Origin of the sequence: Curtobacterium sp. AB7, from assembly GCF_044909335.1 — a bacterium.
Lineage (GTDB): Bacteria > Actinomycetota > Actinomycetes > Actinomycetales > Microbacteriaceae > Curtobacterium.
This window is the reverse complement of record NZ_JBIYED010000002.1, coordinates 34,582-47,199: the sequence shown is the minus strand read 5'-3', so window position 1 is coordinate 47,199 and position 12,618 is coordinate 34,582. Positions and strand designations below refer to the sequence as shown.

12 protein-coding genes are annotated in these 12,618 nt (G+C 72.0%); 8 read left to right on the top strand and 4 right to left on the bottom strand.

Going from position 1 to position 12,618, the window contains the following annotated elements:
• Positions 1–8: 8 nt before the first annotated feature.
• Together ABH929_RS06105 and ABH929_RS06100 are read right to left on the bottom strand one after the other, a co-directional pair.
• Positions 9–1,793: an acetyl/propionyl/methylcrotonyl-CoA carboxylase subunit alpha gene (locus ABH929_RS06105; RefSeq protein ID WP_404560496.1), complete on the bottom strand. Its 1,785-nt coding sequence runs from the start codon at positions 1,791–1,793 to the stop codon at positions 9–11.
• 79 nt (positions 1,794–1,872) lie between these two features.
• Positions 1,873–2,652 carry a Maf family protein gene (locus ABH929_RS06100; RefSeq protein ID WP_404560495.1) on the bottom strand — a complete coding sequence of 260 codons (780 nt, stop codon included), beginning with the start codon at positions 2,650–2,652 and terminating at the stop codon, positions 1,873–1,875.
• A 14-nt stretch (positions 2,653–2,666) separates the two neighbouring features.
• Here ABH929_RS06100 and ABH929_RS06095 point away from each other — a divergent pair, with 14 nt between their 5' ends.
• The 5 genes from ABH929_RS06095 (at position 2,667) to ABH929_RS06075 (ending at position 7,508) form a co-directional block, all read left to right on the top strand.
• Positions 2,667–3,926, top strand: coding sequence for a class I SAM-dependent RNA methyltransferase (locus ABH929_RS06095; protein ID WP_404560494.1), 1,260 nt, complete (start codon positions 2,667–2,669; stop codon positions 3,924–3,926).
• Positions 3,927–4,057: 131 nt separating this feature from the next.
• On the top strand, positions 4,058–4,774 hold the full coding sequence (locus ABH929_RS06090; protein ID WP_111086608.1) for a response regulator transcription factor: 717 nt from the start codon (positions 4,058–4,060) through the stop codon (positions 4,772–4,774).
• Between the two features lie 5 nt (positions 4,775–4,779).
• Complete coding sequence (locus ABH929_RS06085; protein WP_404560493.1) at positions 4,780–6,192, top strand: sensor histidine kinase; 1,413 nt, start codon at positions 4,780–4,782, stop codon at positions 6,190–6,192.
• Positions 6,189–7,238: a hypothetical protein gene (locus ABH929_RS06080; RefSeq protein ID WP_205462711.1), complete on the top strand. Its 1,050-nt coding sequence runs from the start codon at positions 6,189–6,191 to the stop codon at positions 7,236–7,238. The genes ABH929_RS06085 and ABH929_RS06080 overlap by 4 nt, the downstream gene beginning before the upstream one ends.
• A gap of 87 nt (positions 7,239–7,325) precedes the next feature.
• Positions 7,326–7,508: a hypothetical protein gene (locus ABH929_RS06075; protein ID WP_404560492.1), complete on the top strand. Its 183-nt coding sequence runs from the start codon at positions 7,326–7,328 to the stop codon at positions 7,506–7,508.
• A gap of 429 nt (positions 7,509–7,937) precedes the next feature.
• Here the strand turns inward: ABH929_RS06075 and ABH929_RS06070 are convergent, their stop codons facing one another.
• Positions 7,938–8,192 (bottom strand): acyl-CoA carboxylase subunit epsilon, encoded by a 255-nt coding sequence (locus ABH929_RS06070; protein ID WP_123292197.1) that lies wholly within the window; start codon positions 8,190–8,192, stop codon positions 7,938–7,940.
• 13 nt (positions 8,193–8,205) lie between these two features.
• Positions 8,206–9,801, bottom strand: coding sequence for an acyl-CoA carboxylase subunit beta (locus ABH929_RS06065; RefSeq protein ID WP_404560491.1), 1,596 nt, complete (start codon positions 9,799–9,801; stop codon positions 8,206–8,208).
• Positions 9,802–9,875: 74 nt separating this feature from the next.
• Here ABH929_RS06065 and ABH929_RS06060 point away from each other — a divergent pair, with 74 nt between their 5' ends.
• The 3 genes from ABH929_RS06060 (at position 9,876) to ABH929_RS06050 (ending at position 12,603) form a co-directional block, all read left to right on the top strand.
• Complete coding sequence (locus ABH929_RS06060) at positions 9,876–10,676, top strand: biotin--[acetyl-CoA-carboxylase] ligase (protein WP_404560490.1); 801 nt, start codon at positions 9,876–9,878, stop codon at positions 10,674–10,676.
• 4 nt (positions 10,677–10,680) lie between these two features.
• Complete coding sequence (locus ABH929_RS06055; RefSeq protein ID WP_123292200.1) at positions 10,681–11,229, top strand: PH domain-containing protein; 549 nt, start codon at positions 10,681–10,683, stop codon at positions 11,227–11,229.
• A gap of 66 nt (positions 11,230–11,295) precedes the next feature.
• Positions 11,296–12,603, top strand: a complete 1,308-nt coding sequence (locus tag ABH929_RS06050; RefSeq protein WP_404560489.1) for a UDP-glucose dehydrogenase family protein — start codon at positions 11,296–11,298, stop codon at positions 12,601–12,603.
• Positions 12,604–12,618 lie beyond the last annotated feature (15 nt).

The following is a 12,618-nucleotide window of genomic DNA, read 5'->3' as shown; positions in this document are numbered from 1 at the left end:
CGCGCGGCCTACGCCAGCTCGAGCAGCACGTGACCGGACGAGACCGTCTGGCCGACCGGGGCGTTCAGGCCGGTGACGACGCCGTCCTTGTGGGCCTGCACGGGCTGCTCCATCTTCATGGCCTCGAGCACGACGAGCAGATCGCCCTTCACCACGGTGTCACCCTCGGCGACCGCGAGCTTCACGACGGTCGCCTGCATCGGCGAGGCGACGGACCCGCCGGACTTCGCGATGCCGCCCTTGACCGCCGACGAGCGGCGCTTCGGGGGAGCGGAGGGACCGGCCGGACGACGACCGGCGACACCGGCAGCGGCACCGCCACCGACGATCGACGGCATGGTGACCTCGATGCGCTTGCCCTGCACCTCGACGACGACGGAGTCGCGCGGAGCCGCTACCGGGAGCTCTTCGGGGGAGCCGCTCCACGCCGGGATCTCGTTGACGAAGTCGGTCTCGATCCACTGCGTGTACACGGAGAACGGCGAGGAGTCGTCCGTGGCGAACGCCGGGTCCGACACGACCGCACGGTGGAAGGGGAGCACGGTCGGCAGGCCGGTGACCTCGAACTCGGCCAGTGCACGACGCGAGCGCTCCAGTGCCTCGGCACGGGTGGCGCCGGTGACGATGAGCTTCGCGAGCATCGAGTCGAACGAACCGGACACGACGTCGCCGCTCACGACGCCCGAGTCGACGCGGACACCGGGGCCGGACGGCGCGTTGAAGGCGTGCACGGGGCCGGGCGCGGGGAAGAAGTTGCGCCCCGGGTCCTCGCCGTTGATGCGGAACTCGAACGAGTGACCGTGCGCCACGGGGTCGGAGTAGTCGAGCACGCCGCCCTCGGCGATGCGGAACTGCTCGCGCACCAGGTCGATGCCGGTGACCTCTTCGGACACGCAGTGCTCGACCTGCAGGCGGGTGTTGACCTCGAGGAACGACACGGTGCCGTCGGCGCCGATCAGGAACTCGCAGGTGCCGGCACCGACGTAGCCGACCTCGCGCAGAATCGCCTTCGATGACTCGTACAGTCGCTCCTGCTGCGCGTCCGTCAGGTACGGCGCGGGCGCTTCCTCGACGAGCTTCTGGTGCCGGCGCTGCAGCGAGCAGTCACGCGTCGACACGACGACGACGTTGCCGTGCTGGTCGGCGAGGCACTGGGTCTCGACGTGGCGCGGCTTGTCGAGGTACTTCTCGACGAAGCACTCGCCCCGGCCGAACGCGGCGATGGCTTCACGCGTCGCCGACTCGAACTGCGAGGCGACCTCGTCGCGCGTCCGTGCCACCTTCAGACCACGGCCACCGCCGCCGAAGGCCGCCTTGATGGCGACCGGCAGGCCGACCTCGTCGGCGAACGCGATGACCTCGGAGGCGTCCTTGACGGGCTCGATGGTGCCGGGTGCGAGCGGCGCGCCGACCTTTTCAGCGACGTGTCGCGCGGAGACCTTGTCACCGAGGCGCTCGATCGAGTCGGGCGACGGGCCGATCCAGGTCAGTCCGGCGTCGATGACGGCACGGGCGAAGTCGGCGTTCTCAGCCAGGAACCCGTAGCCCGGGTGCACGGCGTCCGCGCCGGAGCGTCGGGCGACCGAGATGATCTTGTCGATGACGAGGTAGGTGTCGGCGCTCGTGGTGCCGTTCAGCGCGTAGGCCTCGTCGGCGAGGCGGGCGTGCAGGGCGTCACGGTCCTGGTCAGCGTAGACGGCGACCGATGCCTTGCCTGCGTCGCGGGCCGCGCGGATGATGCGGACGGCGATCTCGCCGCGGTTCGCGATGAGGACCTTGCTGATACGGGGCATGAGACATCAGCGTATTCGTGCACGGGGAGCGCGTTTTGACTGGCACCCACAAAGAACCGTGCCGAACAAGTGCGGATGTCTACAGTGACCAGAACTCGTGCCAGGGGACGCCGAAGCCGCGGAGCAGCATCGACCGCAGCACCGGCAACGAGAGTCCGACCACCGCCGACGGTGCCCCGTCGATGCGCGAGATGTACGCCGCCGCCCGCCCGTCGATGGTGAACGCCCCCGCGACCTCGAGCGGCTCGCCAGTCGCCACGTACGCGTCGATCTCCTCGGCGGACAGGTCGTCGGCGAACGTCAGCACGGCGCTGTCCACGGCGACCACGCGGTCGCCACCGGCGGCCAGGGCCGACCCGCCTGGAGCGACGTCACCCAGCTCCGGCACGCCGGCATGAGACGTCACCAGGCTGCGGACGGGAGGCACGGGGCGGGCCGCATCCGGGCCTCCCGTCCGTCCCGTGGCCGGGTCCAGGTCGCGGCGCCGGTCGATGACGCAGTGCCCGCTCCACAGCGTCCCGCCGCCGGCGGCGAGCATCTGCCGCCAGCGTTCCCGGGCCACCGACGGGTCGTGCGGCTTGCCGTACAGGCGCCCGTCGACCTCGAAGGCGGAGTCGCCTCCGAACACGAAGCCGTCGACCGGCGACCCGGCGACGTCGGCGTCCGCGACGGCCGACGCCTTCGCGACGGCGAGCAGCGACACGAGCTCCGGGCCGGTCAGGTCGCGGCCGAGCGCGGTGGCGGCCGCGGACGCCGCGGCGTCCTCGTCGACCCCCGGTGACACGAGCACGGGCTCGATCCCGGACTGGGCGAGGAGCGCTCGGCGGGCGGGGGATGTACTCGCGAGGTACAGACGCATGGGACCATCGAACCATGGGTGAATCCGTCGGAACGCTGCTCGAACTCGACGTCACCGGGATCGCCCACGGCGGTATCTCGGTGGCACGGCACGAAGGCCGGGTGGTCTTCGTCTCCGACGCGATCCCCGGGGAGCGCGTCGTCGCCCGGGTGACCGAGGACCGGAAGAAGTCGTTCTGGCGCGCCGACACCGTCAGCGTCGTCACCCCGAGCGAGCACCGCGTCGACCACGTCTGGGCCGAGGCCGCACTCGACCGCGACCCCAAGACGCGCCCGGGCGGTGCCGAGTTCGGCCACATCGCCCTCGCGCACCAGCGCACGCTGAAGCACGACGTGCTCGTCGACTCGTTCTCGCGGTTCGCGCACACGGACCTGACGTCGGTGCTCGGCACGGACGTCGCCGTCGAGGCCGCACCCGGCGACGACGCCGCGAACGGCCTCGGCTGGCGCACCCGGGTCCGGCTGCACGTCGACGAGCACGGTACCGCCGGTCCGTTCGCCGCACGCTCGCACTCGGTCATCCCCGTCACCAGCCTGCCGCTCGCGAACGACGCCGTGCAGCAGAGTGCGCCGCTGGGCCGTGGCGTGATGCCCGGGTCGTCGGTGATCGACGTGCTGGCACCCAGTGGCTCCGAGGGCGCGCGCCTGGTCATCGACGAGCAGAAGCCCACCGTGGTGACCGAGGTCGTGGGGGAGCGCACCTTCGAGGTGGACGACAACGGGTTCTGGCAGGTGCACCGTGCCGCGGCGTCGGTGCTCACCGAGGCCGTGCAGGACCTGGTCGACCGCGACCGACTCGACCCCGAGGGCACCCACCTGGACCTGTACGGCGGTGTCGGCCTGCTCGCCGCCGCGCTCGGCGACCTCGTCGGCCCGAAGGCGCGCCTCACGAGCGTCGAGAGCGCCGCGCGCGCGACCGAGCACGCGCAGGAGAACCTCTCCGAGTGGCTCGGTGCGCGCGCCGAGACCGGACGGGTCGACCGTTGGCTCGCGAACACGGTGGCGAACGCCTCGCGCGCCGAGAAGGACCGGTTCAGCGCCGGCACGATCGTCCTCGACCCGCCGCGCGCCGGCGCCGGTCGTCAGGTGGTCGAGCAGATCGCGGCCCTGCACCCGTCGCAGGTCGTCTACGTCGCCTGCGACCCCGTCGCGCTCGCCCGCGACGTCGCGACGTTCGCCGACCTGGGGTACAAGCTCGAGGCGCTGCGGGCGTTCGACCTGTTCCCGCACACGCACCACATGGAGGCCGTGGCGCGCTTGACACCCGCGCGCTGACGGGCAACCGGGCGGTTTCGTCCGCGTGGCGCGTCCGGTTTCCCCGGACCTGAGTCCAGCCTGGGTATCCTGGGCGCTGATGGCGATCCGGTTTCAGGGGCCGGGGGCGCACATCGGAACGAGAGGCCACAGTGGGAGCAGGAACGACAACCGCAGCCGAGACGTCGGGCACGGCCACCAGGCCGGTCCGGGTCGCGATCGTGGACGACCACGAGTCCGTGCGACTCGGGATCCAGGCGGCGTGCCAGAACGAGGGCTTCGAGGTGGTGCTCACCGCCGCGAGCGTGCCCGAGTACGTCCAGAACCTCGACGGGCGCGAGGTCGACGTCGTCGTCCTCGACCTGTCCCTCGGAGACGGCTCGACCGTCACCGAGAACGTCAAGGGTGTGCAGGGGACCGGCTCCGCCGTGCTCGTGCACTCCATCGCGGACCGCGTCGCCAACGTCCGTGAGGCACTCGCAGCAGGGGCTGCCGGTGTCATCCCGAAGTCGTCCGCCACGAAGACGGTGATGGCAGCGGTCGCCACCGTCGCCCGTGGTGACGTGCTGAACAACCTCGAGTGGGCGAGCGCCATCGACGCCGACCGCGACTTCGCGAAGGCCCAGCTCGGCCGACGCGAGCGCGAGATCCTGCACCTGTACGCCTCGGGTCTGCCGCTCAAGCTGGCGGCGCAGCAACTCGGCATCGGGTACTCCACGGCTCGTGAGTACCTCGACCGCATCCGCGTGAAGTACGTCGAGGTCGGTCGCCCGGCCCCGACGAAGGTCGACCTGCTGCGACGGGCGGTCGAGGACGGCATCCTCCCCGGGCTCGACTCGGGCATCGACCCCGACGGCGACGGTCGCTGAACACGATGGCGAGCGCGGCTGAGCCGGCGTCGCGCCGGGGGAGCGGCCCGGGGGTCGGTCGGGGGACCGGTCGGCGCTTCGGCCGCGGGTCGGGCGGCGGTGGTGCGGCGTCGGGCCAGGCCGGGCGCGTCTCAGCAGGCTCTGGTCGTGCTCCCGGTGACGAACCGGTCGGCTTCGGTGACGGCGCGCCGTTCGGTGCCGACCCGTCACGCAGCGTCCGAGCGTCGATCACGCAGGCGTCGGTGGAGCGTGCCTTCGCGATCCTGCTGGCGATGACCGCGGTCGGCCTCGGCATCGTCGACACCCCGGCGGTGCTCGCCCAGCTGCCGTACCTCGATCCGTTCTGGGGCCCGGTCGTCGCGATCGCGCTCGGGGCGTCGTTCGTCCTGGTCGGGGTCTCGGCGTTCGTGCCGCGGGTGGCGCAGTTCGCGCAGATCCTGTGCGCCCTGCTCTTCCTGGTCGCGTTGACGACGTGGCCGCTCACGGTGCAGGACTCGATCCCGTCCACGCAGCAGCCGTGGCCGTGGTGGTTCTGCACCGTCGGCTCGACCGCGGCAGCCATGGGCTTCGCCACCTGGCGGGCCACGATCTACACCGCACTCGTGCCGGCGATCTACGTCGTCCTCCGCCTCACCCCGGTCGGTGGCGACGCCGGGCTCGTCCGTGCGCTGCTCGACGGCGTGTACACGGCGCTGCTCAGCGGTGCGGTGCTCGTCATCGCCGTGGTCCTCCGCCGGGCAGCGTCGTCGGTCGACACGGCGCAGTCGACCGCGGTCCGCCGGTACTCGCTCGCCATCCGCGAGCACGCGGTCGAGGTAGAGCGCGTGCAGGTCGACGCGATCGTGCACGACAGTGTGCTGACGACGCTGCTCTCCGCCGCGCGGGCCGACACGCTCGAGGCGAAGACCCTCGCCGCCCGCATGGCACGGAACGCCATCGACCACCTCGAGGCCGCAGCGGCCGACGGCCCGGACGACGACACCCCGGTCACGCTCGCCGACCTCCGCACCCGCATCGGCGAGGCGATCGGTGCCCTCGCGGCGCCCGTTCGGCTCGTCCCGGCGCCGGCCGGGTCGGTCCGGATGCCGGCGTCGGTCGCCGACGCCCTCGCATCAGCGGCGCTGCAGGCAGCCGTCAACAGCGTCCAGCACGCCGGTGGTCCCGACGTCGCCCGCTGGGTCCGCGTCGAGCAGCACGACGACGGCGTGCACGTCGAGGTCGGTGACGACGGTCGCGGCTTCGACGTCGCGACGATCCCCTCCGAGCGACTCGGGGTACGGCGGTCGATCATCGAGCGCGTCGCCGCCGTCGACGGCCGTGCCGAGGTGCACAGCGCCCCGGGCGAGGGCACGCGCATCGAGCTGCGCTGGTCGCCGACCACGCCGTCCACGCTCCCGGCGACGGGAGCCGGAGCATGAGGGTCTCCCTGCCCGCGAGCATCGCGCTCGGCCTGGCGTCGCTGTTCTCCCTGTACCACCTGGTCCTCGCCGTCGCGTCGCTGCAGCGCGTGCACGACGTCGGCCCCGTCATCGCCTGCATGGTCCTCTACGCCGCGGCCACCGGCCTCGCGCTGTTCGTGCCCGGCAAGGTCCTGCCGGTCTGGACGGCGTGCTTCTCGCTCGCCACCGCGATCGTGATGCCGCTCGTCGCGGCGCCGGTCGTCGACCTGGCGAACGGTCCGGGGTCCGCCACGTGGTGGATCGCGGCCGTCGGTACGCTGATGGTCGTGCTCGTCGTGCGGGGACGCGGCCCGTTCGCCTGGGCCGGGGTCCTGTTCCTCGCGGTGTACACGGTCGCCTGGGCCGGTCTCGACGCGCTCGGCACACTCGGGGTGCTCGGCAGCGTGGCCTGGGTCGCGATCGCCACGGTGTTCGCCATCGCCATGAACCGTGCCATCCGGAACACCCGCGAGCTCGTCCGTGCGGAGCAGGAGACCGCCGACTGGCAGGCGGCGCAGGACGCCCACGTCTTCGAGCGGCAGTTCCGCCTGAGCCAGACCACGCGGATGGCGCTGCCGATGCTGCAGCGGATCATCGACTCGTGCGGTGACCTCGACGACGCGGACCGGGCCGAGTGCCTGCACCTCGAGCAGGCCATCCGCGACGAGATCCGCGGCCGCTCCCTGCTGTCCGAGGACGTCCGCGACGAGGTCATGCGCCTGCGCCGCCGCGGAGCGACGGTGCAGCTGCACGACGACGGCGGGCTCGACGAGCTCGAGGTCGACGACGTCCGCCGCATCCACGCCCGCATCGCCGAGGCGCTCCGCCAGGCCCGCGAGGCCGACAACGTCATCGTCCGCACCGTCAGCGAGGGGTCCGACTCCGCGGTCACGGTCGTCGGGCTCAAGCTCGACACGGCCGCGAGCGAGTCCGCAGCCCTCGGAGCGAGCATGGAGGACGACGACGGCGACGAGGACGACTCCGTGGCCCTCTGGCTCGAGATCCCGCGGCACGAGCCCGCCTGAGGCGCGCTGCGCCTGCTCGAGCTGGCGCCCGGTGCGTGCGCATCATCCGACGAACCACGAGGTGATCGACGCGTGGAACGTCGGAACATGCGCACGCATGCGGTGCGTGCGCATCATCCGACGGACCACGAGGCGATCGACGCGTGGAATGTCGCGAAAGTGGAGCGCGCGGCGGTGGACGCGGGACGCAGCGGCCGGGAGGCGCGTGGCGGCGCCGCCACGGGCCTCCCGGCCGCACCGTGGTCGCGCCGGGCTGGCGCCGACGGCTGACGCGATCATCCCGACAACGCACGTGTCGTTCGACGCGTGGAGTGTCGCGGATGGGGTGCGCGCGAACGCCCCCGGAAACGGGGAACGGGGAACGGGGAACGGGCCGGTCGTATCCGACCGGCCCGTTCACGACCCGAGGCTGAGCGACAACCCGAATGTCGCCCTGCCTCGCAGCGGGCGGTGGCGTCGTACCCTAGTCGGCCACCGACCTGCGATGTTCTTCGTTGAAGGACACCGAACACCAGTAACTATGCCAACCCACAACCCTCGTGTCAGTCGTCATTATGGGGGACAAATTCGGCATTTCCGGTCCTCTTGGACGATTCGTGTCCCCCGTGCGAGGGGATACCGACCGGGAAGTGCAGCCTGCAACGCCCATCGGGTCGGGGACACCAGGGGTACAGGAAGGCCAACGGAGGTCAGCGGAGGTCAGCGGAGCGATCGGCCCCAGGCACCGGGACCGTGGTCGAGCGGGCGACGCAGGCCGCGGGCGGAGGCCTGCCACCCGGTGCGCGGCTCGTCGACGACCTCGGCACGACCGGCTGCTGCGGCCTCGTCGGCCTGGCGCTGCAGCACGGCCACGACCGCTGCGAGCTCCTCGGGGGTGGGCTCGCCGGAGACCACCCGGACGTCGGCCACCGAGGCGGGCTCGTCCGAGGGCACCGGAGCTGCGTGCCGACCCATCAGTACGCACCCATCAGAGGGGGATGTTCCCGTGCTTCTTGGGCGGCAGCGTCGCACGCTTGCCACGCAGGGCACGCAGGGCCTTGATGACCGAGACGCGGGTGGCGTGCGGCTGGATGATGCCGTCGAGCTCACCGCGCTCGGCCGCCAGGTACGGCGACGCGACGTTGTAGGTGTACTCGTTCGCGAGCTTCGTGCGGACCGCTGCGACGTCCTCGCCGGACTCCTCGGCGCGCTTGATCTCGGCGCGGTACAGGATGTTGACGGCGCCCTGACCGCCCATGACGGCGATCTCGGCGGTCGGCCAGGCCAGGTTGATGTCGGCGCCGAGCTGCTTCGAGCCCATCACGATGTACGCGCCGCCGTAGGCCTTGCGCGTGATGACGGTGACGAGCGGGACGGTGGCCTCGGCGTAGGCGTACAGCAGCTTCGCGCCGCGCCGGATGACCCCGGTCCACTCCTGGTCGGTACCGGGCAGGTAGCCGGGCACGTCGACCAGGGTCAGGATCGGGATGCCGAACGCGTCGCAGAACCGCACGAAGCGGGCTGCCTTCTCGCCGGCGTCGATGTTCAGCGTGCCGGCCATGGCCTGCGGCTGGTTCGCGATGATGCCGACGGTGCGGCCCTCGACCCGGCCGAAGCCGATCAGGATGTTCGGCGCGAACAGCGGCTGGATCTCGAGGAACTCGCCGTCGTCGACGACGTGCTCGATGATCGTGGTGACGTCGTACGGCTGGTTCGTCGAGTCCGGGATCACCAGGTCGAGCTCGTGGTCGGCGTCGGTGGTCTCGAGCTCGGGGGCGACGTCGTAGGCGGGTGCGTCGGACAGGTTGTTGTCCGGCAGGAACCCGATGAGCGAGCGCGCGTAGTCGAGCGCGTCGGACTCGTCCTCGGCCAGGTAGTGGGCCACGCCGGAGACCGCGTTGTGGGTCTGCGCGCCGCCGAGCTCCTCGAAGCCGACGTCCTCGCCGGTGACGGTCTTGATGACGTCGGGGCCGGTGACGAACATGTGGCTGGTCTTGTCGACCATGATCACGAAGTCGGTCAGCGCGGGGGAGTACACCGCGCCGCCGGCCGCCGGGCCCATGATGATCGACAGCTGCGGGATGACGCCGGACGCCTGGGTGTTGAGGCGGAAGATCTCGCCGTACTTGCCGAGCGCGACCACGCCCTCCTGGATCCGGGCCCCGCCGGAGTCGAGGATGCCGATGATCGGCACGCCCGTCTTCAGCGCGTGCTGCATCACCTTGATGATCTTCTCGCCGGCGACCTCGCCGAGCGAGCCGCCGAAGACGGTGAAGTCCTGCGCGTACACGGCGACGTTGCGGCCGTGGATCGTGCCGACGCCGGTGACGACCGCGTCGCCGTAGGGGCGCTTGGCGTCCATGCCGAACGAGGTGGTGCGGTGCCGGACGAACTCGTCGAACTCCACGAAGGAGTTCTCGTCGAGCAGCTGCTCGATGCGTTCGCGCGCGGTGCCCTTGCCCTTGGCGTGCTGCTTGGCGATCGCGGACTCGCCCGCGGCGGTCACGGCCTCGTGGTACCGCTCGCGGAGGTCGGCCAGCCGGCCTGCCGTCGTCGAGAGATCGGGGGTGTCTCCTGAAGTCACCCGCTCACCCTACCGGCGGCGAGGTCGGGGCCGGTTGGAGGACCCCCACGGTTCCTGCCCGTACATTTGCGTGCATGTCCACATCCCCGTCGTCGTCGTTCCCCGCCACCAGCGAAGCGGTCCGGTCGACGGGCGCGACCCTCACCGTCCCCGACGAGACCGGCTCGACCAACGCCGACCTGCTCGCCGTGGCAGCCGAGCAGCAGCACGGCAGCGTGGTCGCGACGCTCCACCAGACCGCGGGCCGAGGGCGCCTCGACCGTACGTGGAGCGCACCGGCGGGCGAGGCGCTGGCCGCGAGCCTGCTCGTGCGCGCCGACCTCGCCGACCACGACCGCAGCTGGCTGCCCCTCGTCGCCGGTGCCGCCATGCGTGACGCGATCGCCCGGGTGCTGCCCGCCGGCGCCGACGTCGCCGTCAAGTGGCCGAACGACGTCCAGGTCGCGGGCGACAAGGTGTGCGGCATCCTCTGCCAGGTCGCCTCCGACGGCAGCATCGTGGTCGGCGCCGGCGTGAACCTCACGATCCCCGCCGACCGCCTGCCGACCCCGACGTCGACGTCGCTGCTCGTGGCGGGCGCGGTCGACGACGCCCCCGCGTTGGCCGACGCGGTCCTGTCCGCCTTCCGGGCAGCCGTCCTGGAGGCCGTGGCCGCGTTGGTCACGGGTGGTCCCGCCGCCGAGTCGGTCCGGTCGCACGTCCGTGCCGCGTGCGGCACGATCGGTCGCCGCATCCGCCTCGAGCTGCCCGACGGCACCGTGGAGGAGGCCGACGCCACCGGCATCGACGACGAGGGCCGCATCACGATCCGGGATCGAGCGGGCGCCTCCAGGGGCGTCGCCGTGGGCGACGTCACCCACCTGCGGTATGCATGACGGCATGACCGCCGAGCCGCCGCCCGAACGCGTCGTCGCTCGCCTGCGACCGCACGCTCGTCGGCTCGTGCGCCCGGCGGTGTTCGTCGTGCTGGTCGTGGTCGCCGGCGGGTTCGGGTTCGGCGTGTTCCAGGCGCAGCTGGCGTGGCTGAACGCCGTCGTCGCCGGACTCGTCGTGGTGCTCGTGGTGTTCGGCGGTGCCGTGCCGCTGTTCCGCTGGATGTCCGAGCGGTACGTCGTCACGACCCGGCGGCTCGTCGTCGTGCACGGGCTCGGCACACGCACCCGGCAGGAGCTCCTGCACTCCCGCGGGTACGACGTGACGGTGCGCCGGCGCGGACTCCAGGGCGTGTTCCGCTCCGGTGACGTCCTGGTGTTCCCCGGCGACGACCCCGCCGTGGTGCTCGCGGACGTGCCGCACGCCGACCTCGTGGTGGCCGTCCTGCACGATCTGGTCGAGGCGTACGAAGCCCGGCGGCGCCACCGCGAGCCGGACTGGGACGAGATCGTCGGCGGCCCGGACCGACCGCCCTGGGGCGACGTCCGCGCCTGACGTCGCCACGACACCCGGGGCACCACGGTGCTGGAACTCCCACGAGAAACCGGTACCTTCTTCGTCGTGCGTATCTCTGTCATCGGCTGCGGGTACCTCGGTGCCGTGCACGCCGCCTCCATGGCCAAGCTCGGGCACGAGGTCGTCGCCGTCGACGTCGACCCGACCAAGATCGAGCGGCTCGCCGCGGGTGAGGCCCCCTTCTTCGAGCCGGGTCTCCCCGAGATCCTGACCGAGGCGCTCGCCTCCGGCCGGATCCGCTTCACCACCGACATGGCCGAGGTCGCCGGCGCCCGCGTGCACTTCCTCGCCGTCGGCACCCCGCAGAGCCCGACCGGCGCCGCGGACATGACCTACGTGGACGCCGCGGTCGCCGCGCTCACCCCGTACCTGTCCGCCGGCGAGTTCGTCGTCGGCAAGTCGACCGTCCCGGTGGGCACCGCCGCGCGCCTCGCCGCCGAGGTGTCCGAGGCCGTGCCCGGGGCGACGCTCGTCTGGAACCCCGAGTTCCTGCGCGAGGGCTTCGCCGTGCAGGACACCATCAGCCCGGACCGCTTCGTCTACGGTGTGCCGGACGGTGACGCCGGGCAGGCCGCCGTCGACACCCTCGACGAGGTCTACGCCGAGGCGCTCGCGTCCGGCACCCCCCGGCTCGTCGTGAACCTGCCCACCGCCGAGCTCGTGAAGATCAGCGCGAACGCGTTCCTCGCCACGAAGATCTCGTTCATCAACTCGATGGCCGAGATCGCCGAGGTCGCCGGCGCCGACGTCACCGCGCTCGCCGACGCGATCGGGCACGACGCCCGCATCGGCCGCAAGTTCCTGAACGCCGGCCTCGGCTTCGGCGGCGGCTGCCTGCCCAAGGACATCCGGGCGTTCCAGGCCCGGGCGAACGAGCTCGGCGTCGGGGAGTCCCTGGCGTTCCTGGCCGACGTCGACGCCACGAACCTGCGTCGTCGTGCGCACGTCGTCGAGTTGGCGCAGGAGCTGCTCGGCGGTGTCGTGACCGGCAAGCGCGTCGCGGTGCTCGGCCTGGCCTTCAAGCCGAACTCGGACGACGTCCGTGACTCGCCCGCCCTCGACATCGCCGCACGCCTGCACGAGCTCGGCGCCACGGTGTCGGCCTACGACCCCGAGGCCGTCGTCACGGCGCGTCGTGTGCACCCGGAGCTCGACTTCGTCGAGACCGCGGCGGACGCGCTGTCCGGCGCGGACCTGGTCCTCGTGCTCACCGAGTGGGCCGAGTTCCGCGAGCTCGACGCGACCACGGTGGCGTCCCTGGTGTCGAGCCCGGTCGTCATCGACGGCCGCAACTGCCTCGACCGCGACGCCTGGACCGCCGCCGGTTTCACGTACCGCGGCATGGGGCGCTAGCCGCGACCGACAGGA

Excerpts from the sequence above, each read along its gene's own strand:
- ABH929_RS06105 (WP_404560496.1), bottom strand. The coding sequence starts at position 1,793 with ATGCCCCGTATCAGCAAGGTCCTCATCGCGAACCGCGGCGAGATCGCC.
- ABH929_RS06055 (WP_123292200.1), top strand. The coding sequence starts at position 10,681 with ATGACCGCCGAGCCGCCGCCCGAACGCGTCGTCGCTCGCCTGCGACCG.
- ABH929_RS06075 (WP_404560492.1), top strand. The coding sequence starts at position 7,326 with ATGCGCACGCATGCGGTGCGTGCGCATCATCCGACGGACCACGAGGCG.
- ABH929_RS06060 (WP_404560490.1), top strand. The coding sequence starts at position 9,876 with ATGTCCACATCCCCGTCGTCGTCGTTCCCCGCCACCAGCGAAGCGGTC.
- ABH929_RS06085 (WP_404560493.1), top strand. The coding sequence starts at position 4,780 with ATGGCGAGCGCGGCTGAGCCGGCGTCGCGCCGGGGGAGCGGCCCGGGG.
- ABH929_RS06070 (WP_123292197.1), bottom strand. The coding sequence starts at position 8,192 with ATGGGTCGGCACGCAGCTCCGGTGCCCTCGGACGAGCCCGCCTCGGTG.
- ABH929_RS06095 (WP_404560494.1), top strand. The coding sequence starts at position 2,667 with ATGGGTGAATCCGTCGGAACGCTGCTCGAACTCGACGTCACCGGGATC.
- ABH929_RS06100 (WP_404560495.1), bottom strand. The coding sequence starts at position 2,652 with ATGCGTCTGTACCTCGCGAGTACATCCCCCGCCCGCCGAGCGCTCCTC.
- ABH929_RS06080 (WP_205462711.1), top strand. The coding sequence starts at position 6,189 with ATGAGGGTCTCCCTGCCCGCGAGCATCGCGCTCGGCCTGGCGTCGCTG.